This is a genomic window from Actinomyces acetigenes, assembly GCF_031296635.1.
GTDB classification, from domain to species: domain Bacteria; phylum Actinomycetota; class Actinomycetes; order Actinomycetales; family Actinomycetaceae; genus Actinomyces; species Actinomyces acetigenes.
Window position 1 is genome coordinate 52,713 of the sequence record NZ_JASPFC010000013.1, and the last position, 25,301, is coordinate 78,013.

The 25,301-nt window shown below is 70.7% G+C and carries 21 protein-coding genes; 12 read left to right on the forward strand and 9 right to left on the reverse strand.

Features of this window, described 5'->3' with window-relative positions; genetic code table 11:
* Positions 1 to 29: 29 nt before the first annotated feature.
* The 3 genes from RIV14_RS06975 to manA all read left to right on the forward strand — a co-directional run bounded on the left by RIV14_RS06975 (position 30) and on the right by manA (position 3,459).
* Positions 30 to 611: a dTDP-4-dehydrorhamnose 3,5-epimerase family protein gene (locus RIV14_RS06975; RefSeq protein WP_075373238.1), complete on the forward strand. Its 582-nt coding sequence runs from the start codon at positions 30 to 32 to the stop codon at positions 609 to 611.
* Positions 612 to 944: 333 nt separating this feature from the next.
* Positions 945 to 2,282, forward strand: a complete 1,338-nt coding sequence (locus tag RIV14_RS06980) for a glycosyltransferase 87 family protein (RefSeq protein ID WP_075373237.1) — start codon at positions 945 to 947, stop codon at positions 2,280 to 2,282.
* A complete protein-coding gene (manA, locus tag RIV14_RS06985; protein ID WP_075373236.1) occupies positions 2,269 to 3,459 on the forward strand; it encodes a mannose-6-phosphate isomerase, class I in 1,191 nt (396 codons plus the stop codon). Before RIV14_RS06980 ends, manA begins: the two co-directional genes overlap by 14 nt.
* Before the next feature lie 20 nt (positions 3,460 to 3,479).
* Here the strand turns inward: manA and RIV14_RS06990 are convergent, their stop codons facing one another.
* Entirely contained in the window at positions 3,480 to 4,295 is an 816-nt protein-coding gene (locus RIV14_RS06990; protein WP_075373235.1) for a TIGR03089 family protein, read from the reverse strand.
* 328 nt (positions 4,296 to 4,623) lie between these two features.
* Between RIV14_RS06990 and RIV14_RS06995 the strand changes: the two genes are divergently transcribed.
* The 3 genes from RIV14_RS06995 to RIV14_RS07005 are packed head-to-tail and all read left to right on the forward strand — an operon-like array spanning position 4,624 to position 10,855.
* On the forward strand, positions 4,624 to 4,944 hold the full coding sequence (locus RIV14_RS06995) for a WhiB family transcriptional regulator (protein ID WP_003787027.1): 321 nt from the start codon (positions 4,624 to 4,626) through the stop codon (positions 4,942 to 4,944).
* Positions 4,941 to 8,990 (forward strand): glycosyltransferase family 2 protein, encoded by a 4,050-nt coding sequence (locus RIV14_RS07000; RefSeq protein ID WP_075373234.1) that lies wholly within the window; start codon positions 4,941 to 4,943, stop codon positions 8,988 to 8,990. The genes RIV14_RS06995 and RIV14_RS07000 overlap by 4 nt, the downstream gene beginning before the upstream one ends.
* Complete coding sequence (locus RIV14_RS07005; RefSeq protein ID WP_075373233.1) at positions 8,987 to 10,855, forward strand: DUF5719 family protein; 1,869 nt, start codon at positions 8,987 to 8,989, stop codon at positions 10,853 to 10,855. The genes RIV14_RS07000 and RIV14_RS07005 overlap by 4 nt, the downstream gene beginning before the upstream one ends.
* 112 nt (positions 10,856 to 10,967) lie before the next feature.
* Here the strand turns inward: RIV14_RS07005 and RIV14_RS07010 are convergent, their stop codons facing one another.
* Positions 10,968 to 11,444: a metallopeptidase family protein gene (locus RIV14_RS07010; RefSeq protein WP_256694917.1), complete on the reverse strand. Its 477-nt coding sequence runs from the start codon at positions 11,442 to 11,444 to the stop codon at positions 10,968 to 10,970.
* A 60-nt stretch (positions 11,445 to 11,504) separates the two neighbouring features.
* Between RIV14_RS07010 and RIV14_RS07015 the strand changes: the two genes are divergently transcribed.
* Positions 11,505 to 11,939 (forward strand): DUF3499 domain-containing protein, encoded by a 435-nt coding sequence (locus tag RIV14_RS07015; RefSeq protein ID WP_070660278.1) that lies wholly within the window; start codon positions 11,505 to 11,507, stop codon positions 11,937 to 11,939.
* Complete coding sequence (locus RIV14_RS07020; RefSeq protein ID WP_075373232.1) at positions 11,936 to 12,178, forward strand: Trm112 family protein; 243 nt, start codon at positions 11,936 to 11,938, stop codon at positions 12,176 to 12,178. The genes RIV14_RS07015 and RIV14_RS07020 overlap by 4 nt, the downstream gene beginning before the upstream one ends.
* Before the next feature lie 59 nt (positions 12,179 to 12,237).
* Here the strand turns inward: RIV14_RS07020 and RIV14_RS07025 are convergent, their stop codons facing one another.
* Entirely contained in the window at positions 12,238 to 13,119 is an 882-nt protein-coding gene (locus RIV14_RS07025) for an RDD family protein (protein WP_075373231.1), read from the reverse strand.
* A 14-nt stretch (positions 13,120 to 13,133) separates the two neighbouring features.
* Here RIV14_RS07025 and RIV14_RS07030 point away from each other — a divergent pair, with 14 nt between their 5' ends.
* Positions 13,134 to 14,129, forward strand: coding sequence for a stage II sporulation protein M (locus RIV14_RS07030; protein ID WP_075373230.1), 996 nt, complete (start codon positions 13,134 to 13,136; stop codon positions 14,127 to 14,129).
* Between the two features lie 23 nt (positions 14,130 to 14,152).
* Here the strand turns inward: RIV14_RS07030 and RIV14_RS07035 are convergent, their stop codons facing one another.
* From RIV14_RS07035 to RIV14_RS07055, 5 genes are all read right to left on the reverse strand, one after another.
* Entirely contained in the window at positions 14,153 to 15,445 is a 1,293-nt protein-coding gene (locus RIV14_RS07035; RefSeq protein WP_075373229.1) for a DUF58 domain-containing protein, read from the reverse strand.
* 65 nt (positions 15,446 to 15,510) lie between these two features.
* Positions 15,511 to 16,614: an AAA family ATPase gene (locus RIV14_RS07040; protein ID WP_075373228.1), complete on the reverse strand. Its 1,104-nt coding sequence runs from the start codon at positions 16,612 to 16,614 to the stop codon at positions 15,511 to 15,513.
* Positions 16,611 to 17,822 carry a DUF4350 domain-containing protein gene (locus tag RIV14_RS07045; RefSeq protein ID WP_075373227.1) on the reverse strand — a complete coding sequence of 404 codons (1,212 nt, stop codon included), beginning with the start codon at positions 17,820 to 17,822 and terminating at the stop codon, positions 16,611 to 16,613. The genes RIV14_RS07040 and RIV14_RS07045 overlap by 4 nt, the downstream gene beginning before the upstream one ends.
* On the reverse strand, positions 17,819 to 18,505 hold the full coding sequence (locus tag RIV14_RS07050) for a DUF4129 domain-containing protein (protein WP_075373226.1): 687 nt from the start codon (positions 18,503 to 18,505) through the stop codon (positions 17,819 to 17,821). The genes RIV14_RS07045 and RIV14_RS07050 overlap by 4 nt, the downstream gene beginning before the upstream one ends.
* Before the next feature lie 7 nt (positions 18,506 to 18,512).
* Positions 18,513 to 19,844: a DUF7847 domain-containing protein gene (locus RIV14_RS07055; RefSeq protein WP_075373225.1), complete on the reverse strand. Its 1,332-nt coding sequence runs from the start codon at positions 19,842 to 19,844 to the stop codon at positions 18,513 to 18,515.
* Between the two features lie 268 nt (positions 19,845 to 20,112).
* Here RIV14_RS07055 and mtrA point away from each other — a divergent pair, with 268 nt between their 5' ends.
* From mtrA to RIV14_RS07070, 3 genes are read left to right on the forward strand one after another with little or no spacing between them, the layout of a single operon-like run.
* Positions 20,113 to 20,793, forward strand: coding sequence for an MtrAB system response regulator MtrA (mtrA, locus tag RIV14_RS07060; protein ID WP_070660245.1), 681 nt, complete (start codon positions 20,113 to 20,115; stop codon positions 20,791 to 20,793).
* Positions 20,794 to 20,827: 34 nt separating this feature from the next.
* Positions 20,828 to 22,711, forward strand: coding sequence for an MtrAB system histidine kinase MtrB (gene mtrB, locus RIV14_RS07065; RefSeq protein ID WP_070660242.1), 1,884 nt, complete (start codon positions 20,828 to 20,830; stop codon positions 22,709 to 22,711).
* Positions 22,708 to 24,486 (forward strand): LpqB family beta-propeller domain-containing protein, encoded by a 1,779-nt coding sequence (locus RIV14_RS07070; RefSeq protein WP_075373224.1) that lies wholly within the window; start codon positions 22,708 to 22,710, stop codon positions 24,484 to 24,486. Before mtrB ends, RIV14_RS07070 begins: the two co-directional genes overlap by 4 nt.
* A gap of 136 nt (positions 24,487 to 24,622) precedes the next feature.
* Here RIV14_RS07070 and hpf read toward each other — a convergent pair whose 3' ends face one another.
* Positions 24,623 to 25,273 (reverse strand): ribosome hibernation-promoting factor, HPF/YfiA family, encoded by a 651-nt coding sequence (gene hpf, locus RIV14_RS07075; RefSeq protein WP_075373223.1) that lies wholly within the window; start codon positions 25,271 to 25,273, stop codon positions 24,623 to 24,625.
* Between the last annotated feature and the right edge of the window lie 28 nt (positions 25,274 to 25,301).

Consider the following 25,301-nt stretch of genomic DNA (forward strand, 5'->3'; position numbering starts at 1 on the left):
GAGACCAGTGCGTACAGAAGGGGCCATCAATGGGGCAGATCGAGCTGGGCAAGCCGCTCGCCATCGAGGAGACGCCGATTCCGGGATTCCTGCGGATCGACCTGACTGTTCACGGGGACAACCGCGGCTGGTTCAAGGAGAACTGGCAGAGGGAGAAGATGCTGGCCCTGGGGCTGCCGGACTTCGGGCCGGTTCAAAACAACATCTCCTTCAACAACGAGGTCGGGGTCACCCGCGGCATCCACGCCGAGCCCTGGGACAAGTTCGTCTCGGTGGCCACCGGCCGCGTCTTTGGTGCCTGGGTGGACCTGCGCGAGGGGCCCTCCTTCGGAGCCGTCTACACCTGCGAGATCGACCCGTCGGTGGCGGTATTCGTGCCTCGGGGCGTGGGCAACGCCTATCAGACGCTGGAGCCCAACACTGCCTACACCTACCTGGTCAACGACCACTGGTCGTCCGACGCCCAGTACACCTTCCTCAACCTGGCCGATGAGACGGTGAACGTGCCCTGGCCGATCGCGCTGAGTGAGGCCATCCTCTCCGACAAGGACAAGGCGCACCCCCGTCTGGCCGACGTCACCCCCTTCCCGGCTCCGGAGGTGAACGGCTAGGAGGACCTGCGTGAGGCCGGCTCGTCTTCGACGTCACCCTCACCGGTGCTCCCGCGGTCACCAGAGATGGGAGTGCGAGCTTTTCTTGGGGCAGGTGCGCAGCAGCGAGCACTGTGATGAAGAACAGAGTCATGAATTGAGGTCGGTGCGATGCTGAGGTAGATGGGGGCGTCGATCAGTGGAATACTGCCGGTCGGCAGGGTTGGGTTCAGGGTTCTCTGGGACGTTTTCTGGAGCCTGTTCAGGTTCTGCTCCGGTGCGCGGTGGCCCTCAGCGAGTCCTCTCTCGTCACCCGCCCCGGGTCCTTCCCGTCGGCTGGAAAGAGCACCTCATATGGATAATGCGTTACCGCGCTGGGGAACGACCAGGGCAGCCCACGCCCTCATTGTCCTGTGGTCACTGGTGACAGTTGTCGGTGCCCTCCTCGACGCTGCTCTTCAGCCGGAGCTGCACATTGACTTCCTCGTCTATCGGGTAGGAGCGCAGCATCTCCTTCACGGCCAGCCCCTCTATGCCGAGCCGCTCGACACCGGGGTACCCGGCTTCCTCATGTACTTCACCTACCCGCCCTTCGGGGCCGCCCTGCTCACAGGCACGGCGCTCGGCGGCCCGGTACGAGCGGCGGCCGCCCACACCGTGGCCTGCCTGGCGGCGCTCGCCATCCTCTCCTGGATCGTTATCCGCCGCTGCGGCGGTGGAGTCTGGACCGCGCTGGCCGCCGCCAACGCCCTGGCTCTGCTCATGCCTGTGGTCTCGCACCTGACATGGGGACAGGTCGGGCTCTTCCTTATCACCCTGCTGGCCGCCGACTGGCTCCCCCGCCGGACTCCCTGGCCGCGTGGCCTGCTCACCGGCATCGCCATCGCTGTCAAGCTCACACCCGCCGTCTTCCTCCTGCTGCCGCTGTTCAGACGTGACTGGCGGGCGCTGCTCGTCTCACTGGGCAGTGCCGCCACCTGCACTGGTATCGGATTCCTCCTTGCTCCCAGGGAGTCCCTGACCTTCTGGGGGTCGGCCGTATGGGACTCCACCCGAGTCGCCTCCACCTGGTGGGACACCGAGAACCAGTCGCTGCGTGGACTGCTCTCCAGAGTTCTCCCGGCTCCCTTGTCATCTGCTGTCTGGATGGTACTGGCTATCGCCGTCGTGTATGTCATCGCTCGGCAGTCCGCGCGCCTGACTGGCCACGGCGATGACCTGCTCGCCTTCGGCATCGTCGGTCTCATCGCCCCGATGGTCTCGCCCGTGGCCTGGGTACACCACTGGGTCTTCGCCCTTCCCCTCGTCATGACTCTCGTGTGGCGGGCCGTCGTCGGGCTCGCCTCAGGCGTGCGTAGAACCGGGTGGGATCTCGAGTGCCTGGCGGCGGTGGGCAGTGGCGTCGTCATGCTGATCGCCCCCACCCACTTCCCCGAGCACCTCGTGCGCTACGGCTCCCCCCAGTGGAACCTGCTCGCGGTCCTGGCCTCCGGCGTCTACGTCTACTGGGCCACCGCCATTCTGGTCATCATGCCCCGCCTGCCCGCCCCCACCGCCTCCCAATCCACCCGGGAGCCACTGCCTCAAGACAGGTGGCGTCGAGTCTCATGGGGGAGAAGTATCCGAAGGACTCCCTCACGAGCTCGGCTGGGATCCTGTGCCGGTACGGTGAGGCACTATGAGACGACTTGAGCCTGCCCGACAGCAGTACTCCTGGGGGTCGACCTCGGCCATCCCCGCCCTTCTGGGCAGGGCCGAGGACGGCGCCCCCTGGGCCGAAGCCTGGTACGGATCCCACCCGGCCGGTCCCGCCCAGGTTGCTGAGGGCGGCGTGCTGTCCGAGCTCATCGACGCCGAGCCGGAGCGTCTCCTGGGTGAGGACATCATCTGGCGCTTCGGGCGCCGGCTGCCTTTCCTCCTCAAGCTCATCGCTCCCGAGCAGCCCCTGTCCCTCCAGGTCCACCCCAGTCAGGCCCAGGCCGCCGAGGGCTACGCTCTGGAGAACGAGGCGGGCATCGCCCTGGACCACCCCTGCCGCAACTACAAGGACACGAACCACAAGCCGGAGATGGTCCTGGCCCTTACCCGCTTCCAGGCCGTTGCCGGCTTCCGGGCCCCGCGCCGCGCCGTCGAGGTCCTCTCCGGGCTGGACAGCCCCCTGGCCCGCCGGATGCGACGCACCCTGCGTCTCAACCCCACCCGCTACGGCATCCGGCAGGTCTTCTCCGACGTCGTCTCAGCCGCCACCCGTCCAAGCCCCCAGGAGATCGACGCCCTCGTCGCTGAGATCGCCGCCAGGTTCGAGGCCGGCACCTCCCCGTCGCTGCGGGTGGACTCCAACGCCGTGAAGATGGCCGACACCTTCCCCGGAGACCCCGGCATTGCCGCCGCGCTCCTGCTCAACCCCGTCACCCTGCAGCCCGGTGAGGCACTGTTCGTGCCCGCGGGAAGCGTGCACGCCTACATCTCCGGTCTGGGCGTGGAGGTCATGGCCTCCTCGGACAACGTGCTGCGCGCCGGACTGACCGCCAAGCACATCGACGTCCCCGAGATGCTGGCCTGTGTCGACTACGTGGCGGCGCCGCCGGTGCGCCCGGCCCCCGAGTACCTCTCTCGTGCCACCCGCGCCTACTACGCGCCGGTGGACGACTTCGAGCTCATGGTCACCACCGTGGTGGCCGCCGACGGGCGCCTGCCGGTCCCCGGACGGGGGCCGCGCATCCTCCTGGCCGTCGAGGGCGCCATGACCCTGGTGTCCCAGGCCGACTCCCAGACCCTTGCCCAAGGCGAGGCCGTGTTCGTCGGTGCCGACGAACGCAGCCTGTTCGTGGAGGGGGAGGGGGCCCTCGTCCAGGCCGACGTCCCCTGACCCCGGTGCTCAACGGGGCGTCAGTGTGACTGAGACCCGCCGACCCACTCGGTGATGCCCTCCTGCCGGACGGCGGCCGCGGCGACGTCGTCACCCGCCTCGGGGGTGAGAACCACCGCTGTACGTCCGGTGCGCCAGGCGACTAGGACCTCCTGGAGCATCTGGGCCGTGTCGGGGCTGCGCACCAGGACGGCACGCGAGGCGGAGGCCTTGTCGGCCCCTGTGGATGCGCCGGCCGCCTCGACCTGGGCCACCAGCTGGGCGCGCGTGAGGATGGTGGGCCCGTCGCTCGACGGGACGGTGCCCGCAGGAGCGCCCGGATCCGCAGGCACTGCCATCTCAGCGGTGAGGTCACTGAGGCACGTCAGGTCGCCAGCGGCGCTCACCGGAGTGAAGTGGTCGGGATAGTGCATGAGGTCAGCGGCGCCGTCGAGCACGAGAGCGGGTAGCTCGCCCGGCCAGCGCAGCGCCAGCGAGGCGGACGGGACCAGCACCTGCGCCTCGGCCTCCTCGCAGAGGCTCTCCGGGGTGAAGGCCACGCTCAGCTCGGGGACGAGGCCGGCGGCACGGATCTCCTCGCTGCTCCCCAGGAGCACACTGCGCCCCGCCAGCCACGTACCGCACGCCCAGGCGACGGTCCGCCAGTGAGGAGGGAGTGCCACATGGACTCCATCACCGGGTGCCGACTCCGATGTGACGAATCCCGCGGTCTTCGCCAGCCACATGGACAGGACGTGTCCGGTCAGCTCGACTCGTTCGTCGATTCCATAACAAATGAGCCACGGCCTGTCGGCATCCTGAGGGCCGGGGAGCAGCGGCAGCAGGGGATCTGGCATGACCCCGATTGAAGCAGATCCACTGACTTTCAGGAACCTCCCTGGTAATGCCCAGTCGGTCGGAGCAATATGTCACCGTGCGTCAGGTGCCCTGAAATTCTCTGGAACACCGTGGGTATTTCTGCTGTCAGTCAGGTAGCGGGAGCCTCTCAGGGGATTTGTAGGAAGTCAACATATGGTGGCAACCAGATGGGGGTATTCCTTGATATATCAAGGAATGATGTCGACGGTCACGAGAGGGTGAAGTTTCCCTCCCCGGCTTGACTGGCCTTGTCTCACACGCATGTAATTCTTACTGGCAAGAAGCTCGGATCGAAGGGAGGCCGGCATGTGGAACATCCTCGGCGACGGCCCACTGAAGCACCCAGAGGAGCCTGACGCGGAGGTGCTGTCACTCCTCTTCGGTGGCGGTGACGACGTCGATGAAGGTCCTCTGGCGTGGCAGGAGCGCGCTCTGTGCGCTCAGACGGACCCTGAGGCCTTCTTCCCTGAGAAGGGCGGTTCCACACGCGAGGCCAAGCGAGTCTGTGCGACTTGCGAGGTTCGCGAGGAGTGCCTCGAGTACGCCCTCGCCAACGACGAGCGCTTCGGTATCTGGGGCGGCATGTCGGAGCGCGAGCGGCGCAAGCTCAAGCGTCGCGCGGTATGACCCCCGCCGGCTCCACACAGGGAGCCAGTCGGGTAGGAGCCCTGGCCGTCGTCGTGTCGGCCGGGGCGAGCCCGTTTCTGGCGCAGACACTGTCCGCGATCACCTCACAAACCTGCGCGCCCGACGTCGTCCTCGTCGTCGATGTCGCCTCGCGAGCCAACGGGCTGGGGGACGGGACCCCGATCGAGGAGCTCGTGGAGCGGTCGGGGCTGGATACCGTCACCGCGGTGCGCGTCGTCAGGGCCAAGGAGGCCAAGAACTTCGGAGACGCCGTCTCCCGGGGGCTGACCGCCTACGCCGGACTCGTGGCCGCCGGCAACCGCAAGCGCCGCAGCTCGGAGGGCGCCGACGACGCAGAGGGCTCGGACAGTGAGGCCACCTCGAACGGGCCGCGCACCTCGGTGCGGGACCTGCTGCTGTCGGGCTCGGGTCCCATCACTGGCCCCACCGGGGCGCTGTCACCGATCACCGCCTACGAGCAGCGGCTCGTGGCTCCCACCGAGGCCGCCCCGGAGATGCCGGAGCACCAGGTGTGGTTCTGGCTGCTCCATGACGACTCCGCCCCAGCTGAGGACTGCCTCGAGCGGCTGCTGACTGCCGCGACCAATGCGCGCTCCGTGGGAGTCGTCGGGCCCAAGCAGGTGGGCTGGGACAACCCCGAGCTGCTTCTGGAGGTCGGGCTGCGCGCCACCGCCTCGGCCCGGCGCGCCAACGACATCGTCCCCGGCGAGGTCGACCAGGGCCAGCACGATGACCGCAGCGATGTCCTGGCCGTGGGAACCGCCGGCGCCCTCGTCGACCGGGCCGTGTGGGAGGAGATCGGCGGCATCGCCCCGTGGCTCGGCCCCTTCGGCGACGGTCTGGAGTTCTCGCGCGCCGCGCGCCTGGCCGGATACCGCGTCATCGTCGAACCCACCGCCGTCATCCGCCACCGACGGGCCTCCTACCAGGGGCTTCGCCGCCCCGCGTCCGTCTCGCACTCCTCCGGTGCGCAGCCCCGCACCGACGCCGAGGCCATCGAGGTCGCGCTGCCCGAGCCCGACCCGGAGAGGTCCTTCCGGGCCCGGCGCAGCGCCCAGCTCACCAACTGGGCGGCCTTCTCCGCCCGGCCCATCGGCCTGCTGCTGACCTGGTTCGTCATCCTCGGACTCATGCGCTTCGTGTGGCGCCTGGCCTCCAAGGCGCCGGCGCTGGCCCGAGACGAGCTCGGTGCGGCTCTGGCCGTGGCCGGACGCGGCCGACGGGTCAGGGCCGCCAGACGCCGGCTCGCTCAACACACCAAGGTGCCCGCATCCGCGCTGGGGCGCCTCTACGCCACGGCGGCCGAGATTCGCGGGGTGCGCCGCGACCGCACCCGCCAGGAGCGCGAGCGTCGCGCCCGTGCGGCAGCTCCCAGCGAGCTCGAGCTGCGCGAGCTCGCCGCACTGGCCCGCAGCCGGCGCCGCACCCTGAGCGCGGTCATGGTGCTGGTACTGGTACTGAGCACCTACGGCCTGTCCCGGCTGCTGCTGACCCGCTCCATCACCGGTGGGGCCCTGCCCCTGTTCAGCGGCGACTGGCGTCAGATGTGGGACAGCGCCTGGAGCACCTGGATCGCCACCGCGGACGGATACCCGGGCGGCGTCACCCCGTTGCTGGCCATCCTTGCCCTACCGGCGGCCCTGGGAAGACTGGTGGGTCTGGAGACCAGCGCGCTCATCAGCGCCCTGGTTCTCCTGGCCCTGCCCCTGGCGGCGCTGGGGGCGTGGTTCGCCGCCGGCACGATGACCCGGAAGGTGGTGCTACGGGCCTGGGCGGCACTCGTGTGGGCCCTGTCCCCCAGCCTCCTGCTCGCCCTGGGCCAAGGGCGCCTCGGCGCTCTCCTGGTCCACCTCGTCCTCCCCTGGGCGCTGCTGGCCCTGGCCCGCGCGGTAGGCGCCGACCGACGGGACCTCGTTCTGTCCGGACTGGTGGGTGCCCACCTGCTCACCGACGAGGAGCGCGCCGAGCTCGACCGCTTCTCCACCGAGAAGGTCACCGACCTCGCCCACCTGGATGAGGAGGCGCAGGCCGAAGCGCAGGCCGACTCGAGGGCCGAGGGCACTGAGGATGCTGCGGACGCAGTGGATGCTGCGGATGCAGTGAATGCAGTGAATGCTGAGGGCGATGCCGAGCCCGCCCAGGACGGGGAGGCTGACAGTAACCCCGCCCCGGATGACACCTCGGACGATGAGGCTCATGACCGCGGTGAGGATGAGGCGGAGACTGGCCGTGCGGCCCGGGCCCAGGCGGCACGGGAGGCCGAGGTTGACCTGCCTCCCACCGAGAAGTACGGCTACGGGTCGGCGACAGCCGCCGCAGTCGCAGGACTGCTGCTGAGCGTCGTCGTCGCGGCCGTCCCGGCCACCGCCGCCGTGCTGGCCGTCATCATCCTGCTGCTGTCGGTGACCACCCGACGCGGGTTCAAGCTCGTCCTCACCCTGGTGCCCATGCTGGTCACCGCCGCCCCGGCCTGGTGGGGCGCCTGGCGCCTGGGTCGGAGCGCAGGGTGGGCCGAAGGGGTCCGGCTGCTGCTGACCGACATCGGCCTGCCCGTCTCCGCACCGGCGCCGAGCAGCCTCGACCTGCTGGTCGGCTCCCCGATGGACCTGGACGCCCTTGTGCCCTCCGGGGCCCTGAGCGTCCTGCTGCGGGTACTGCTCGTGCTGGTCCCGGCCCTGGGCGTCATCGGGCTCTTCGTCTCCCGGCGCGTCCGGGTGGCCCGCACCGGCATCCTCCTGGCCGTGGGCGGCCTCCTCCTGGCCGGGCTATGCCTGCGTACCCCGACCGGGCTGGGCCCGGACGTTGACGGAAGCGGCCTGGCTCCCGTCAACGGGTGGTCCGGGGCCGGTCTCTCCCTGGCGCTGAGCGGTTTCCTCGCAGCGGCCCTGACCGCCGGAGAGACCATCTGGGCCCTGCTCGGGCAGCGTTCCAGAGGCGGCCGTCGCGCCCTGGAACGCAGGAGCCGGAAGGATGCCGACGCGGCCTCCTCCCCGGCAGGTGGCCCCACGGCGAGGCGGAGGCGATCGCGCCGCCTCACAGCGGCCTTCACGACGGTCGCCTGCCTCGTCCTGCTCGCCCCGGTGGTGGTCGGCGGCGTCTGGTCCTACCAGGCCCACCGCGCCAGCAACCCGCGGGTCCTGGCGCTGCACTCCACGCCCCAGCAGATCCCGCTCATCGCCGAGCAGTTCCAGGGCTCGCAGGCGGCCGGAAGGGTCCTCAGACTCACCTCCACGCCGCAGGGGCTTCAGGCCACCATCTGGCGCGGGCCCGGCACCCAGGTCAGCGACGTCCTGCCCGGAGCGGTCAACGTCGAGGCGCGCACCCGTGCCGCAGCGGCGCTGGCCGACCCCGGACTCAGGCCCAGCAAGGACGGTCGGCGGACCAGGCCCACCAGCGCCTCCTCAGGTCAGGCTCTCGTCCTGGACGATCCCGCTGACGCCGAGCTCGCCCAGATCGTCACCCGCGCCACCGCCGGCCAGGACAAGGGGGCCGCCGACGCCCTGGCGGCCCACGGCATCGCCGTCGTCCTGCTCGATGACCAGGAGGGTGACGCCGTCACCGCCGAGGCCCGCGTGGGCCTGGCCTCGACGCCCGGACTGGAGCAGCTCGCCCAGACCGCCTCGGGCAACTCCTGGCGGGTCACGTCCTCGGCGCACCCCGACTCGGCCCGCCTGAGCCTCCTGGACTCCGGCGGTGAGGTCACCCCGGTCGCCTCCACCGGTGCCGGTTCGGGGACCCGCACCCGGATTCCCGCCGGAGCCGGCCCCCGCACCCTCGTCATGGTGGAGCGCTCCGACGCCGGCTGGAGCGCCACCCTCGACGGCCGCCGCCTTGAGGCCACCACGGTTCGCGCCCAGGACGGCAGCTGGAAGCAGGGCTTCGCGGTCGGCTCCGAGGGCGGGGAGCTGGTGGTCACCCACACCCGCAGGTCCACTGCCGCCGCGACCTACACGATCTGGGCCGTCTGGGCCCTGACGCTGGTGGCGGCACTGCCCCTGCGACGCGGAAAGGAGACGGCCTCATGACTCAGCCCCGTCAGGACGACGCCGACAGCCAGCAGGAGCCACCGGAGAAGTCCGAGCCCCAGCCCCCGCAGCACGAGTCGACGAGCCCGGGCCCGCAGCAGGCCGACAACGAGACCGACGACGAGCGCGCGGACGAGGGCGCTGACAGCCCCGCCGGCCAGGATCAGGACTCGGGCAGCGCCTCCACCGACGAGGCCGCTGACGACGCCTCCCGTACCGATGCCGTGGCGGAGGATGAGACTGATACCGCCGTCTCCCAGGCCGCCCGGCCCGCCGAGCCCGACAACCCCTCCACGAAGCGTCGGAGAAGGTCGAACAGCACCAGACGGCACCGCCGGTCACTGGGGCAGACGGTCGCCCGCGGCGTCGGCGTCCTGACCTCCCTCGCGCTCGCCGCAGCCGTCGGAGGCGTCACCTGGTGGGGGCACGCCGCGCCGACCACACCGACTCCCCAGCTGCAGGCCCTGAGCCTGGCCCAGCCCGGAGGCACCACCACCTACGTCTGCCCGCACGCGCCCACCAATACGTTGCGGGGGACCGACGTCGGCGCCATGGAGTCCGCCACTGCCATCGTCCCAGTCAAGGGAGCCGGTAGCGCCCAGTCGGCCACCTACGCGGGTCGGAGCATCCCCACTGACACCGCCACCTCCATGAGTACTGCCGAGGGTGGAATCCTCACCCTCGTCCCCGCGGACGGCCGGGTGGCCAACGCCGTCGGGGCGGTGACGACTCTGACCAAGAGCGGTGACCTTCGGGGGCTCACCGCCGCCCCCTGCACCCAGCCGGCCGCCATGTCCTGGATCGTGGGCGGCTCCATCGCGGCGGGCTCCTCGGCCGAGCTGCGACTGGTCAACCCCGGCGTCACCCCCGCCACTGCAAAAGTCACCCTCTACGGTTCCATCGGCCGACTCAGCCTGCCCGGCAACGGGGAGATCACCGTGCCCGCGGGCGGCTCCTCCTCCCTGGCCCTGGAGACGAAGGGCAGCCAGGACCCGCGCATCGCCGTATCCGTCGAGGCCGACGGCGGCTCCGTGGTGCCCACCCTCGTCACCGAGTCCCTCGACGGGGAGACCCCCGCCGGCACCGACGTCATCACCCCGGGATCCGCCCCGGCCACCGACCTCGTGATCCCTGGCGTGGAGATCGTCGAGCCCGCCGCCCAGGGCGAGGCTCCCGATGCCAAGACCAGCGCCGACTCCTCCGACACCCCAGCCGTGCGCATCGTCAACCCCGCAGCGGCCCCGGCGACCGTGTCAGTGACCATGCTCGGCAAGGACGGGGCCCGCCCGCTGAGCGGGGCGCAGTCCGTGACCATCGACGCCGGCTCCGTCTTCGACATCCAGCTGGCGGGCGTGCCCGCGGGCACCTACGGCGTGCAGGTCACCTCGAGTACGCCGGTGGGAGCCGCTGCCCGCATGGTGCGCAGCGGCGGTGAGTACCCCGCGCGCTCCAAGGCCCTCGTCCATGACCAGGCGTGGGCGCAGGCCGCGCTGCCTGGAGCCGTCGACTCCGGCCTGCTGGCGGTGCCGCGCGCGGCCTCCCTGAGCTCAGCGGTCACCGTGGCCAACAGTGGTGAGACCACCTCGGTGACCCTGTCCTCCCTCGACGGCTCCTGGAAGCAGGACGTCAAGGTCGCCAAGGGCGCCTCCGTCGTCGTCGAGGTGCCGGCCGAGGTCTCCGCCGTCCGCCTGAACGCAGCCGGTCAGGAGGGCTCGTCGGAGACCTCGCGAACCTCCAGCGGCCTGGCCGCCGCGACCATCGTGACCGCGCAGGCCGACGGAGACGTGGCCGGCACACTCATCTCCACCGTGCCGGCTCAGCCCGACGCCACCGTTCAGGCCCAGCGCCGCATCCTGCTGGACTGACGCACGCCTTCTTCTCGCCCTTCTCGCCCAACCGGGCATTCTTCGCGTAGCCGGGCGGAAAAACGGTTGGGCTCCGCGAAATCTGCCCGGCTCGAAAAAGCGCGCCGACGGTTCACGGAGCCGAGCCGGGATCGATCTCCTCGGGTCGGCGTCCCAGCATGAGGGCCACCTGCTCGACGACGACACGGTGCACCAGGTCGGCCAGCTCGGCCTCGTTCGTGGCTCGGGAGGCCACCGGTCGGCGGTAGATGACCACGCGCGCCGGCAGCCCCGCGCGAGGCTCCGCGGTGAAGCCGCGTCCCAGGACCACCGAGCGCTCCCAGGGCGCCGGATCCGAGGGCGGGACCTCCTCGACGGCGAACTGGATCTGATCCACCGGCGGCCAGCGCCTGGCCAGGTCCTGGGCCGCGTCCACGACCAGCTCGTCGAAGCGCTCGGCACGGGTGCGCCAGGCCGGTAGGTTCGGCGGCAGGAGCGGACCGCGCAGCCCCCGGCCGTGACGGTCGCGACGACTACTCGGGCGCCGCCCCGGTGCCGCGGCGGATCGCAGGGGAGTCTGCCCGGGCGAGAAGGGGAACAGGTCGGTCACATCGGCCAGCCTAGGCGGCGTCTGGATGACCGGCGGGCAACGGCACGGTAACCTGCGAGCGTGAGAAGAGTCCGACACTGCCGCAAGCCCGGCTGCGAGCGCCCAGCCGTGGCCACCCTGACTTCCGTCTATGCGGACTCCACGATCGTGCTGGGGCCACTGGCCACCGAGGCCCAGCCCGAGGCCTATGACCTGTGCGATAAGCACGTCTCCTCCTTCACGGCCCCCCGCGGCTGGCAGATCATCCGCCTGGCCACCGATTTCGAGCCGGCGCCCCCCAGTGAGGACGACCTCCTGGCCCTGGCCGACGCCGTTCGTGAGGCCTCCCGCGCTCCGCGTCCGGTCGCCTCACCGGCCGAGCACCGGCCCCGCCCCGGCGGGATCATGCCGGCCTCCCTGACGGCGCCGCTGCCGCCCCCGCCGGAGATCGCCGAGGACGAGATCCTGCGGCGCGGGCACCTGCGGGTCCTACGCGGGCAGAAGGGTGACGCATGAACCGGCCGGACACTGTCCCCGCGCCTGAGCAGCGGGCCGTCCTCCCCTGCGGGCTGAGGTCCACTCTGCGCTGCCCGCTGAGCGGTGACGAGCTCGTTGACGGCCTCGACGAGGCCGGTCGCCCGACGCTGGTCTCCCGGAGTGCGCACCTGGCCTACCCGGTGCGCGACGGCGTGCCGATCCTCCTCATCCACGAGGCATCACGTGTGACCGCGCCCGGCCCCGCCCCGCGGGGATAAGGCGGCTCGCCCCCGCCGTGGCCCGGATGGTCCGTCGGCGGGGACGAGCCCGGGGTGCTTCAGCGCCGGCGGGTCTCCCGACCCACCCCATAGGGCGGGCGGGCCATGTCTCGCAGCACGTCCTCCTCCAGCCGGCGGTTGCGGCTCTCCAGCACCAGCTCACGGTTACGCCGCTCGGTGAGAACCGCGGCGAGGAACCGCTCAGGGTGCGTGCCCGCGGGAGGCGGGGGAGAGACGTATCCCTGGACCTGAGAGGCCAGTTCGAGCCCCAGCTGATGGCGGGAGGAAGGCACGAGGGAGGAGGCGCGCTGCAGGAAGGTGCGCGCTGTCAGGCTCAGGCCCCCGGGCAGGGCGCGCAGGTCCGTGCCCGCCGCCCACTGGACCAGCTCCGGGGGCATCAGCAGCGGCGGCGCCGTGTGGGAGCGGTGATGCTCTCGAACCACGTAGGTGCCGGCCAGCATGTCCCCGAACCTCTTCCCACGCTTGGAGACGATGCTGGCACACAGGGCCGGCACGGCCCAGGTGCCCCAGATCTCGACGACGGCCAGCAGGGTGCGCACCAGGCAGTGGCGCAGCCTGACGGCGCCGCCGTCGTCGCGCACCACCCGGGCCCCGGCCACCATGCGGCCCAGGCTCCGGCCCCGGCTGAGGAGCTCGACGAGCAGGGGGATGACGACCAGCCAGGCCAGGGCCACCAGGGACAGCAGCGCCTGAAGGAAGGCGAGGTTCTCAGCGAGGTCCGAACTGTTACCGATGACCAGTCCCATCACCACGAGCACGGACACTCCTGCCCCCAGGGCGTAGACGGTGTAGTCGATGAGCCCCGAGACCATGCGGTTGGCGACCGTTGCCGGGGTGATGTCCAGGGCGACCGCCTCGCCGGTGATGAGCAGCTCAGGCTCGATCATTCGCTCGGAGGATGTGGGGGGTGCGGCCGTCATGACAGACTCCTTGCGTGGATCTTGATGCCTTCTCCGCGGCGCACCGCGATCAGTGGGAACGTCTCGATGTGCTCGTGGGGCGCGGCCACCTCAGCGGGGCTGAGACTGATGAGCTCGTGGTTCTCTACCGCACCTGCGCCCGCCATCTGTCGCGGGTGCGTTCGGCCGCGCCGGATCCGCAGCTCATCGCCGAGCTGTCCTCCCGAGTGGCCGCGGCTCGCGGCCGCCTGACCGGAACGCGGGAGGTGAGGAGCCACTCGGTGCGCCGTTTCGTTCTCCAGTCCGTGCCCGCGGCCCTCTACCGCATCCGGTGGTGGACCTGCGGAGTCATGGTCGCCGAGATCGCCCTGGCGCTGGTGGTGGGGGTGTGGACCCTGCGCAGTCCTGAGGCCATGGCCGCCCTGGGCAGCCCCGAGAAGCTGGACACCTACGCCCATGAGGCCTTCGAGTCCTACTACTCCACGTACTCCGCCCCCGACTTCGCCGCTGCGGTGTGGACGAATAACGCCCGTATCGCAGCGATCTGCGTGGCCGGAGGGATCACGGGGTTCCTGCCGTTCTACATGCTGTACCAGAACGCCGTCGCCGTGGGACAGGCCGGGGCGGTCATGGCCGACCACAACATGCTCGGCGTGTTCCTCTCGCTCATCTCGCCTCACGGCCTGCTGGAGCTGACCTGCATCTTCATCGCCGGCGCGGCCGGACTTAAGATTTTCTGGACGACGCTGGTCCCCGGCCGGCGCAGCCGCGCCGCCGCGCTGGCCGCCGAGGGACGCGCTCTTATCACGGTGGCCGTGGGCCTGACGGCCGCCCTGGCTGTTGCCGGACTCATTGAGGCCTTTGTGACTCCGGCCCCCATTGCCTGGTCGGTCAAGATCACCATCGGAGCCGGTGCACTGGCACTGCTGTGGGCCTACACCCTCATCCTGGGCCGCTCCGCCGTCGCCGCAGGAGCCACGGGTGACCTCGAGGAGGACGAGGCCGGTTACGTCCAGCCCGAGGCCGGCTGAGCAGGCTGTTGTCGCAGTGCGCCTCATAGCCGCCCCGCCGCCTTGAGGTCCAGGTAGCAGTCGGCCAGTGCCGGAGCGAGCCCCTGGTCCGCAGCCTCCACGACCTCCACCCCACCGCGGCTCAGGCGGCGGCGCACGGCGTGCATCTCCACCAGGTCCTTCTCCGCGGAGGCGGCCACGTACACGGAGTCGGTGTCGTCACGCGTCGACCTGAGCTCCTCCAGCTCGGGGTCCAGGGCCGAGCCGAGAACGACCGTGTGCTCCCGGGCCAGAGCCGCCAGCGTCCGAATCATCGTCGCGTCCCCGGCGCTGCCGTCCAGGGCGGAGATGACCACCACCAGCGCACGCTGCGAGAGCGTGGTACGCACCAGGGAGGCCACGAGGGTCCAGTCGAGCTCGGTCAGGTGCGGCTCCACGTCGGTCAGGTGCTCGGCCAGCTCGGTCATGAGCACCGGTCCGGCGCTGCCCCGCACCTGTGCGCGCACGGCGTCGTCCATGGCCAGGACGTCGACCCGGTCGCCGGCGCGGGAGGCCAGAGCCGCCAGCAGCAGGGTGGCCTCGATCTGGGCGTCGAGCCTGGGGGCGTCTCCCAGCCGGGCGGCGGACAGGCGGCCCGAGTCGATGATGATGAGAACCCGGCGATCACGCTCCGGGCGCCAGGTGCGCACCAGCACCTCGCCCCGGCGGGCGGTGGAGCGCCAGTCGATGGAGCGCACGTCGTCTCCGACGACGTACTCGCGCAGGGAGTCGAACTCGGTCCCCTCCCCGCGCACCATGACGGCGCTGCGCCCGTCCATCTCCCGCAGCCGGGCCAGGCGCGAGTGCAGATGGCGACGTGAGCGGAAGGCCGGCAGGACCCGGACGGAGGCAGGAACATCCAATGACGCCTGCCGTCCCGCGATGCCCAGGGGACCCATCACCCTGACGGTCAACGGTCCCGCCTCGCGATCCCCCCGGCGTCGGGGCGTGAGCACCGTGGAATGACGACGGCGCTGGGCCGGTGGAAGCGTCATCGTCCCGCGCTCGTGGGTCGCTCCGGCGCTGGGGGGCCAGGCATCGCGCAGCAGGAGGCGGGCCGTGCGCCGACCGGTGTTGGTGAGCGTCAGTGTCGCGGTGATCGACTCGCCCAGCCGCACTCCGTGGCTCACGGAGCGCGAGGCCCGCAGCACCGTCGGCGAGGGCGCGCTCACCACGTCGATCACGACGAGGACCGTGACCACGCCGGCCCAGGCCAGTACGGTTGCCGGGCGCGGCGCGATGAGGACCAGGGCGATCCCCGCAAGCATCGCCCACACGGCGCGCATCGTCAGGAACATGCCACTCCTGTCGTGAGTCGGTCAGGTGATCGGTTCTGTGCTCGTGGTCGTCGTCGGCCGACGCCTCAGCGGGGGACCGGAACGGTTCTCAGTACGGCCTCGATGACGGACTGAGGGGTGATGCCCTCCATCTCGGCCTCGGCATGCAGCTTGATGCGATGGCGCAGAGCCGGCAGTGCCAGTGCCTTGATGTCATCGGGAGTGACGAAGGAGCGGCCGGCGAGCCAGGCCCAGGCCCGTGACGTGGCCAGGAGCGCCGTGGCCCCACGCGGTGAGACCCCCAGGGCCACCGAGGGCATGGAGCGGGTGGTGCGCACGAGATCCACCGCGTAGGCCAGCACCTCCGGCGTGACTCCGACGGTGCTCACCTGGGCGCGGGCCTGAGCCAGATCCTGGACCCCGGCGACCGGCCGTAGCCCCGCCGAGGGCAGGTCTCGCGGATCGAATCCCGAGGCGTGGCGGGAGAGTACCTCGATCTCCTGGGCCCGCTCGGGCAGGGGCAGCACCAGCTTGAGCAGGAAACGGTCCAGCTGGGCCTCTGGCAGCGGGTAGGTCCCCTCGTACTCCACCGGGTTCTGGGTGGCGATCACCATGAACGGATCCGGCAGGGCCCGGGGCTCGCCGTCGATGGAGACCTGGCGCTCCTCCATGGCCTCCAGCAGTGCCGACTGCGTCTTGGGCGGGGTGCGGTTGATCTCGTCAGCCAGCAGGAGGTTGGTGAAGACGGGGCCGGCCCGGAAGGAGAACTGGGCGCTGCGGGAGTCGTAGATGAGCGAGCCGGTGACGTCTCCGGGCATGAGGTCGGGGGTGAACTGGATGCGTTTGGTCTCCACGTCCAGCGCGATGGCCAGCGACCGCACCAGGAGGGTCTTGGCCACGCCGGGGACGCCCTCGAGCAGGACGTGCCCGCCGGCGAGCAGGGCGATGACCAGCCCGGTCACAGCCGCCTCCTGGCCGACGACGGCCTTGCCCACCTCGCTGCGCACGGCCACCAGGCGCCTGCGCGGGTCGGAGCCGTCCTCCCCGTGGGGGGAGGGCGAGGAGACCTGGGGGGCGCTGTGGGTCCCCGAGGCGTCCGGGCCCTCAGAGGCCTGGGGGCGGGGGGCGCCGGTATCCGCGTCGCCTGCGACGCCCGGGGCGCGGGTGGGGTCGGTGCTGTCCGTGCTCATGTGGAGTGAACCTCGCTCTCGAGTTGGTCGAGCTGAACTGCCAGGGTGGCCAGGGCACTGTCACTGGAGGGCGGTGAACCGTAGAGAAGAGAGTCCACCGTGCCCGGGGCGATGCCCGAGGCCAGGGAGACGGCGGCGATGACGTCGCGGCGCGAGGTCCCGGGGGGCAGACCTAGAGTGGCGCCCAGACGCAGCGCGGTACCCGAGCGCAGGGCCTGAGCCGCCCGGGGCCGGTCCGAGCCCTGGCGGTAGAGACGCCCGCGCGCCACCGTGGTCTCGGTGGAGCGCACGACGACGGGCAGATCCTCGCTCACGATGTCGCCGAAGCGACGCCCCTGGACGATTGCCAGCGCTCCAGCGATGACGAGGAGCTGGAAGATGAGGACCGGTAGCCAGGGGGGTGTGGAGGGGGAGTTCCACACGGAGGGCGCCTCCCTGTGCTGTCCGTCCAGCCACAGCAGGCGGCTGTGATGGCCCAGCGCGCGTACTCCCAGGGCCGCGTGCCCCTCCTGGGCCAGGTGCGCGTTGGTCACCAGTGCGGGATCGGGCAGGACCCGCAGCGTGGCACCGCTGGGCAGGGAGTCCGTAGCATAGGCGTAACGGTCCTCGCCCACCGGGAAGCAGCCGACGGCGTCGCCATCGCCCTGCAGGGACACGGAGGCGCGCGTGCCGGCAAGGCTCCGGGCGGCCTGGGCGTCGGCGTCGTCGCACTGCGGCGCCAGAGTGGCTGAAGCCGTTGCCGCGGTGCCCTTGGCGGTCATGCCCGTCAGTCCCTTGAGGGCGTCGCTGCCGCCGTTGGCACCGATGACGACGACGTCTCCGCCCGCCTGGGCCAGGTCCTGTCTGTCCTGGTCGCTGAGCTGGTCGGCGTTGACCACGGCGATGGTCGCGCCCTGGCGGCTGGCGTCCACGGCCTCAGTGAGGCTGCCCGCCTTGCTCACGGAGATCCCCTCGTGGCGCAGCAGCTCGGCGAGCGCCATGGTTCCCCAGTCCTTGGGGTTGTCAATGGCCAGGGGTGTCGTGGAGGTGACGGTCCGGGTCCACACGGTCACCAGGACGGGGATGAGCATGAGGGCTACCGCGATGACACCAGGGCGCCACCGGCGCCAGCGCCGGGACCAGGACGGTGCCGTCCCCCGGGTCTCGGCGGCCTCGACCGGGGAGGGCGGGGGAGCGGAGGGCTGCGACGTCGTCGTGAAGGTGCTCATGCCTGCGTCCTCGGGTCCTGGGCCGAGGCGCCGACGAGAACTCGTCCGATGGGGAGGGAGGCCGTGGCCATCTGATCGGCGAGCTCGCGCATCTGCTGGTCCTGGGCGCTGGTGGAGACGACCCGACCGTAGAGGACGGCATCGAACAGGTGGGCGGCCTCGTACAGCGGGGACACGACCCGGTGCTCACCAAGGGTCCGGTGGGTGAGCGCGGCCGCCTCCAGGGCCGTCATGCCCGGGTACTCGTCGATGATCCCGCGTTCGTCGAGGGAACGGATGATGGCGCGGAAGCGTTCGACGACGGCGGTGGCGAAGTCGGCCCGTGCAGCCGCCGCGTCCGCGGCCCGGGTCAGGGTGTCGGCATCGCGGTCGTCGGTGAGCACCGACAGCGAGGGCGGCGTCGCAACCCGGCGCGCCGAGGAGAACCTGGTCAGCAGGAGGATCAGCAGCGCGAGGCCGGCGGCGACGACGAGGACCACGATGAGTGTCGACACCCAGGGGGGAGCCCCGGGGACCAGGCCGTCGGCATCGAAGAGCCCCCGGAGCCAGCTCCAGAGCCGGTCCCACAGATCGTGATGATCGTGGTAGATCGGGCGGGAGAGCTCCCTGCCCGCGGCGCGCCGGGCCTCGTCGGCGTCGGGGGTTGCCGGGGCCTGCGCGCTGATCGTCCTGAGAGGTGTCACGGCCGGCTCATACTCCGGCGGCGTGACGCAGCTCGACGTCCAGGCCCTCGGAGCGCATCCGCAGGTCGGTGTACATGAGCGCGACCACGGCGGAGTCGAAGGGCAGGATCGCGGCCTGGATGAGGCTGTTGAGCAGCGTCGATACCACCAGGACCGCGATCGTGGTGTTCGGAGCGGCGTACACGATCCCCTGCGTGACGATGGACACGCCCTGGGACACTATCTGGGTGGCGACGAAGACGATGATGAAAGAAAGCAGGCGGATGCCGACGATCCGCCAGAAGTAGCCCCGGGTGAGGGTCCAGGAGCGGGAGATCCCCTCCAGGACGCCGATGTTCTCCAGGACCAGTGCCGCCGGTGCCAGGCACAGCTTGCACATCAGCGCGAAGGTCGCCAGCCCGAGCACGACGATCACCGCCAGGACCGCCAAGATGGCGAGGATGATGGTCCCGGCGGAGTCCTCATCGGCTCCGTTGACGATGATGCTGCCCAGGAGAGCCCAGCCGATGCCGACGGCGATCGCGGCGAAGACGGCGGTGATGACGCCGAGGATGAGCTCGATGAGGAGCGTCTGGCCGATGAGCGCCCACATTCGCGGCCGGGTGCGCCGCCACACGTCGCTCAGGGACGCCTTACGGCCCAGAATGGTGCGTGAGACGGTCACGATGAGCAGGCCGATGATGATCGAGGTCGCCAGCATGCTCAGCACGCTGGTCACGCCGAGCTGGACGAACAGGCTCACCAACGATGACCCGAGCTGGTCCAGGCGGGCCCTGGTCTCGGCCTCGGAGAGCTCAATCTTCCCGGACGCCAGGTTCGGCAGGCCGAGCCGGGACATGAACAGGGCGAGGCTGCCGGCGGACATGAGCCCCACGATGCTCATCACCACCAGCGAGGGCACGAACATGACCTTGGGGTTGGCGCGCAGGGACTCGAAGGCTCCCCCGAGGATCTCCCCGATCGACAGCGGACGCAGCGGAATGATCGAGGGCTTGGGGGCCAGGACCGACGTGTAGCCGCCGTAACCCGGATACCCGTACCCGGGGGCGCCCGGGGCACCGGGATAAGGGGGGTTACCGGGACCTGAGGCGCCTGCGTAGCCCGGCTGGCCCACCGGTGGCGTGTGGTATCCGCCGTAGCCGGGGTACTGGGTTCCCGGTGCTGTTCCCGGTGCTGTTCCCGGTGCCGGGTAGGAGGGGGCTCCTGTGAAGGCGCCGGCGTCGGGGGCCTGCCACCCGTCCTGGTCGCCTCCGACGAAGTCGCCGCCGGGGCCGCCGGGAGCCTCGCGGCCCGGAACTTCGCTCGGACCGCTGCCGTCAGGGGGGAAGTCGGTACTCATAAGTCCATGCTGTCATGCCCGGCCGTCGTCTGGCCCTCCCCCTGAAGGAGGAATTCGTGCCGCGGGGGCTCCGTGCGCGCCCTCGGACCGGGTTCGGGGGCGCTTCGAAGATTACGGTTCGGCCGCAATATTCCCGGCTTCTGGGTGCGCTGACGCCGGTTTTTCCCGTAACTGAGGGGATTCTCTTAATTTCCTGGGGAAACTGTGGACGCCACCTCGGTGGCCCGGATGTCCCTCGGGTCCTGGGGGTCATGCCAAGATACGGGCTATGAGCACGCGCATTCTGGTCGTCGACGACGATGCATCCCTGGCCGAGATGATCGGCATCATGCTGGAGTCGGAGAGCTACACGCCCACACTTTGTCATGACGGGGCCAAGGCCCTGGACGCCTTCCACGAGGTCACCCCCGATCTGGTCCTGCTCGACCTCATGCTTCCGGGGCTTGACGGCGTTGAGATCTGCCGGCTCATCCGCTCCGAGTCCGACGTGCCGATCATCATGCTGACCGCGCGCACCGACACCCAGGACGTCGTCGCCGGTCTTGAGGCCGGTGCGGACGACTACGTGACTAAGCCCTTCAAGTCCAAGGAGCTGCTGGCCCGCGTCTCCACCCGTCTGCGTCGCACCAACCCTGGTGCGGCCGAGCACGTGCGTGCCGGGGACCTCGACATCGACGTCGCCGGCCACCAGGTCAAGCGCGGCGAGTCGGTCATCTCCCTGACGCCGCTGGAGTTCGAGCTGCTGGTGACCCTGGCCCGCTCACCGTGGAAGGTCTTCACCCGCGAGGAGCTCCTCAGCCAGGTGTGGGGCTACCAGCACCCGGCCGACACCCGTCTGGTCAATGTTCACGTTCAGCGCCTGCGGGCCAAGATCGAGAAGGACCCCGAGCGCCCCTCGATCGTGGTGACGGTGCGCGGTGTCGGCTACAGGGTCGGCGAATCCGCGTGAGCGACGGCGCATCGGGCGCCATACAATGAACCCGATGCGTAATTCAGGGGGCACGTCGATGGGCTCATCGGTGGGCACCGCGGAGGAGCGGCTGGTTCGGCGTCTGCCTCTGCCGGGACTGCTGCGCCGCAGCCTCGAGGTGCGCATGGTGTGCACCGCCACCGTGATCGGTCTGCTCCTCATCGTACTGCTGCTGACCTTCGTGACCGACCGCATCCGCTCCGAGGTGTTCGCCGATCAGCGGGACGTCATCCTCGCCGACGCCGCGCTGCGCGCCAGCGTCGCCCAGGCCGAGTTCGACTCGACTACGGCAGTCACCGTTGACGAGGTCTCGGCCGCGGCGGAGCAGCAGGTCAACGGCGCCAAGAACTCGATCTCCTCCTCCGGAGGGGTGGGGGTTCTCATGCTGCGCAACGAGGAGGAGACTTCCACGACGGTCGTCAACGACCTGGAGACCGACACCCGCCTGCGCTCCCTCATCACCCCTGAGATGTCCCAGGCCCTCGACAAGGGCGGGGCGCGCGCCCAGTACTGGCAGTCGGTGGCGGTTCCCAACGATGAGGGGGGCACCGACCCGGGGCTCATCGTAGGGACCCGGGTGAGTCTGCCCCTGGCCGGGGAGTACGACCTCTACCTCGTCTACAGCCTGGCCAGCGAGCAGCGCATCGTCTCCCTGGCCTCGCGCAACATCACCATCGGGGGGCTGGGCTTCCTGGCCATCCTCATCGTCGTGGTGTGGGCCTTCACCAGATGGGTGCTCAGCCCCGTGCGGCACACCGCCCGGGCCGCGGAACGGCTGGCCTCCGGGCTGTTGGCCGAGCGGTTGAGCATCGAGGGGGAGGACGAGATATCCACCCTGGCCAGGTCCTTCAACCACATGGCGACCTCGCTGGAGGACCAGATCGAGCGCCTGGAGTCCCTGTCCAAGGTGCAGCGCCTCTTCGTCTCCGACGTCTCCCACGAGCTGCGCACCCCGCTGGCCTCGATCCGCCTGGCCACTGAACAGATCCAGGACGCGCGAGAGGAGATCTCCGATCCCTTCGCCCTGCGCAGCATCCAGGTCCTGTCCAACTCAGTGGACCGCTTCGAGACCATGCTTACCGACCTGCTGGACATCTCCCGCATCGACTCTGGCAACGTCAAGCTCCGGCTGGAGGAGGTCGACCTCGCCCAGGTGGTCGACACCGTCATTGAGACCACCCAGTTCCACTTCGACGCCACCGGCACCGAGCTGCGCCTCCACCTTCCCGAGGAGCCGGCCACCGCGGAGATCGATGTCACCAGGGTCGAGCGCATCATCCGCAACCTCGTGGTCAACGCGCTCGAGCACGGCGAGGGCAAGCCGCTGGACGTCACCGTCGCCGTGGACGCCGACGCGGTGGCGGTGCGGGTGCGCGATCACGGGATCGGCATGAGCCCCGACGTCGTCACCAAGGTCTTCGACCGCTTCTACCGCGCCGACCCCTCGCGCAAGCGCAGCCTGGGAGGGACCGGCCTGGGACTGTCCATCGCCATGGAGGACGCCCGCCTGCACGGCGGTCGCCTGTCGGCATGGGGGTGGCCGGCCGACGGCTCCTCCTTCCTACTGGTCCTGCCCCGCACCCAGGGGGCCGACGGCGGTCCCGGCCGGCTCAGCGGCCCCGGGCCGCTCGAGCTCGTCCCGCAGGACGCGCCCGCGGTGGCCCGCGCCGGCATCCCCATCGACGAGGAGTCCTCCTTCTCCCCGGTCGGCCCCTTGGGGCCTGCGCCCGCAACCCGCCGGGCGCGCCAGAGCGTCGTCCTGGGCGACATCCCCCTGGCCGGGGAGAGCCATGACGCGGTCACCGAGGACGTCGGCCGGGTCGTCGTCGTCCTTCCCGGTCAGGAGCCCGCCACCCGCACACCCGAGGAGACCGACGAAGATGGGTGGCGCCGATGACGCAGCCAATGAACCGCAACGCGCCCACCCAGGGGCGCAGGTCCGCCGAGCCCACCGAGCCCGTCGGTCCCTTCGGGATGCCCCTGTCCCGCCTGTCGCGACGTGGTGCGCTGGGACTGCTCTCGGCCGCGGCCGCCGGCGTGCTGACCGGCTGCACGGCGCTTCCGAGCTCCAGCGGTGTCACCCGCTCCGGGGTGGCCGCCTCCGACACCAACGCCCTCATCGAGACCGCGCCCGGACCGAATGAGGGGGACTCGGCCGAGGACATCGTCAACGGTTTCCTGCGCGCCACCATCGCGGGGTTCTCCGACGACTTCGCCACCGCCAAGCAGTTCCTCAGTGATCACGCCGTCGCGCAGTGGAAGCCCCTGGAGACGGTGAGCGCCTACAGCGGGTCGACCGAGCCGCAGGTCTCGGTGGCGGCCAACGGCTCCTTCACAGTGACCTCCGGGCAGGTGGGGGTGCTGAGCTCCCTGGGCGTCTTCACCCCCGCCCCGGAGGGGAGCACCTATGCCGGCGAGTTCTCCCTGGCCACCAACTCCACCGGTCAGTGGCGCATCGTCGGCCTGCCCCAGGGCATCCTGCTGCCCTTCTCCCGACTCATGCAGAACTTCGCGGTCAGCTCCCTGGCCTTCCTGTCCCGGGACCGGTCCAGGTTCGTTCCCGAGCTGCGGTGGTACCCACGCAGCTCGCAGGCCGACTCCCTGGTCTCCGGACTGCTGGCCGGGCCGTCGGACTGGCTTGCGCAGGGGGCCTCCAGCCTCATCCCGCGCAACGCCGAGCGGGCGGGGCGGGGGGTCGTCGTCGAGGCGGGTACCGCCACCGTCCACCTGAGCGCGGACTCCGACCCCGCCTCGGAGGACACCCGTCGCCTCATGGTGGCCCAGATCGAGCAGAGCCTGGTGCAGATCAGCGGTATCGACCACGTGCGGGTGCTCGCCGGCACCGTCGACCTCGGCGCCCCCGCCCAGCTGACACCGATGGCCCCCGAGGTCGGAGGCATCGTGGGGATGTCGGAGGGCTCCGTCGTGCGCGGCACGGGGGCCAGGCGCATCACCCTGGCGAGCGACCGGGTCCTGGGGACCAGTGACGCCAGTAGCCCGAGCCTGGGAGCCGACGGGGCCGTCTACGCGTTGTCGGCCTCCAGCCTGCTGCGCCTGCCCCAGGGGCAGGAGTCCGCCAGCGTCATCCTCTCGGTGGGCGATCCCTCCGCGGGCGCCGGTGGGCTGGGGGCGCCGATGGGCGACCGGCACGGCTGGGCCTGGTTGCTGGCCGAGGGGCGTCTGACCGCCGTCAACGGCTCGGGGCAGCGCGCCACCCTGGAGTCCTCCTGGCTGCAGGACGGCGCGGTCACGGCCTTCGACCTGTCCGTGGAGTCCGAGCGGATCGCCGTGCGGCGAACCGACGGACGGGTCGCCGTCGCCATCATCATCAGAGACCAGGACGGCCGTCCCACCGGGCTGGGACCGGCCCTGGAGATGCCCCGCGCCAGTGGGGCGGGCACGAGCGGACTGTCCTGGTGCGCCCCCAACGCCGTGTGCGTCCTGGCCGCTGCCGGTACCGAGGGCGGGGGCGTGCCGGAGGTGCGTCTGGTCCAGGTCGGCGGGGCGGTCAACACGCTGGTCGGGGTGCGCGGGGCCCGCTCCGTCATCTCCGACCGCTCCGAGGAGTCCCTCCTCATCATCGACGAGAGCGGGCAGACCTGGCAGCGCCGTGGGGCGATGTGGCGGGTGCTCACCTCCGAGGTCACCGACCCCTCCTTCCCCCTGCCCTGACCGGCCTGTCCTGCGCCCGCTGCCAGGCTCGCGCCCCGATGACACCCCTGACACGCAGCTCCGGGTGCTCCCGGTCCCTCAAGACCGTGGAGCACCCGGATATCAGGGGCGGACCCCGCGCCACGGGGTGACGGGGCTACAGCACCTGGGCGTCCAGGCGGATGACGCCGTAGGTCCACCCGTGACGGTGGTAGACGGCGCAGGGCTGCTTGGAGGACTTCTCGATGAACAGGTAGAAGGGGTGTCCCACGAGCTCCATCTGGTAGAGGGCCTCGTCAACGGTCATCGGTTTGGCCTCGTGCAGCTTCTGACGCACGACCACTGGGGAGTCGCCGAGCTGCGCCTCAACGGCGACACCCGGCTCGGTGGGTGCCGAGGGGGAGTCCTCGATCGGCGCGTCACCGGTGTCGGGGACGAGGGGCTCCTCCGCGCCGGGTGCTGCCTGGAGGTCCTCATTCGGTGCGGCCACGGTGTGCCGACGGTGGTGGTCCTTCTTACGGTCCCTGGCCCGGCGGAGGCGCTCGGTCAGCTTGCCCATGGCGATATCAAAAGCGGCGAAGCGGTCCGAGGAGGAGGCCTCCGCCCGGATGATCGGGCCCTTGGAGACGACGGTGATCTCCACTCTCTCGGCGGTGTCGGCCTGACGCGGGTTGCGCTCGTGGGTGACCTCCACCTCGACGCGCTGGACCCGGGGGTCGAACTGCTCAACCTTGACGGCCTTGTCCTCGACGTAGTCGCGCAGGCGAGAGCTGATCTCGGCGTTACGACCGACGACGGTGATATCCATGGTGGAACCTCTTTCTGGGCTCGTGGGC

Bases quoted from the DNA above. Each gene is read 5' to 3' on its own strand.
- RIV14_RS06975 (WP_075373238.1), top strand. From the start codon at position 30: ATGGGGCAGATCGAGCTGGGCAAGCCGCTCGCCATCGAGGAGACGCCG.
- RIV14_RS06980 (WP_075373237.1), top strand. From the start codon at position 945: ATGGATAATGCGTTACCGCGCTGGGGAACGACCAGGGCAGCCCACGCC.
- manA (WP_075373236.1), top strand. From the start codon at position 2,269: ATGAGACGACTTGAGCCTGCCCGACAGCAGTACTCCTGGGGGTCGACC.
- RIV14_RS06990 (WP_075373235.1), bottom strand. From the start codon at position 4,295: ATGCCAGATCCCCTGCTGCCGCTGCTCCCCGGCCCTCAGGATGCCGAC.
- RIV14_RS06995 (WP_003787027.1), top strand. From the start codon at position 4,624: ATGTGGAACATCCTCGGCGACGGCCCACTGAAGCACCCAGAGGAGCCT.
- RIV14_RS07000 (WP_075373234.1), top strand. From the start codon at position 4,941: ATGACCCCCGCCGGCTCCACACAGGGAGCCAGTCGGGTAGGAGCCCTG.
- RIV14_RS07005 (WP_075373233.1), top strand. From the start codon at position 8,987: ATGACTCAGCCCCGTCAGGACGACGCCGACAGCCAGCAGGAGCCACCG.
- RIV14_RS07020 (WP_075373232.1), top strand. From the start codon at position 11,936: ATGAACCGGCCGGACACTGTCCCCGCGCCTGAGCAGCGGGCCGTCCTC.
- RIV14_RS07025 (WP_075373231.1), bottom strand. From the start codon at position 13,119: ATGACGGCCGCACCCCCCACATCCTCCGAGCGAATGATCGAGCCTGAG.
- RIV14_RS07035 (WP_075373229.1), bottom strand. From the start codon at position 15,445: ATGTTCCTGACGATGCGCGCCGTGTGGGCGATGCTTGCGGGGATCGCC.
- RIV14_RS07040 (WP_075373228.1), bottom strand. From the start codon at position 16,614: ATGAGCACGGACAGCACCGACCCCACCCGCGCCCCGGGCGTCGCAGGC.
- RIV14_RS07045 (WP_075373227.1), bottom strand. From the start codon at position 17,822: ATGAGCACCTTCACGACGACGTCGCAGCCCTCCGCTCCCCCGCCCTCC.
- RIV14_RS07055 (WP_075373225.1), bottom strand. From the start codon at position 19,844: ATGAGTACCGACTTCCCCCCTGACGGCAGCGGTCCGAGCGAAGTTCCG.
- mtrA (WP_070660245.1), top strand. From the start codon at position 20,113: ATGAGCACGCGCATTCTGGTCGTCGACGACGATGCATCCCTGGCCGAG.
- mtrB (WP_070660242.1), top strand. From the start codon at position 20,828: ATGCGTAATTCAGGGGGCACGTCGATGGGCTCATCGGTGGGCACCGCG.
- RIV14_RS07070 (WP_075373224.1), top strand. From the start codon at position 22,708: ATGACGCAGCCAATGAACCGCAACGCGCCCACCCAGGGGCGCAGGTCC.
- hpf (WP_075373223.1), bottom strand. From the start codon at position 25,273: ATGGATATCACCGTCGTCGGTCGTAACGCCGAGATCAGCTCTCGCCTG.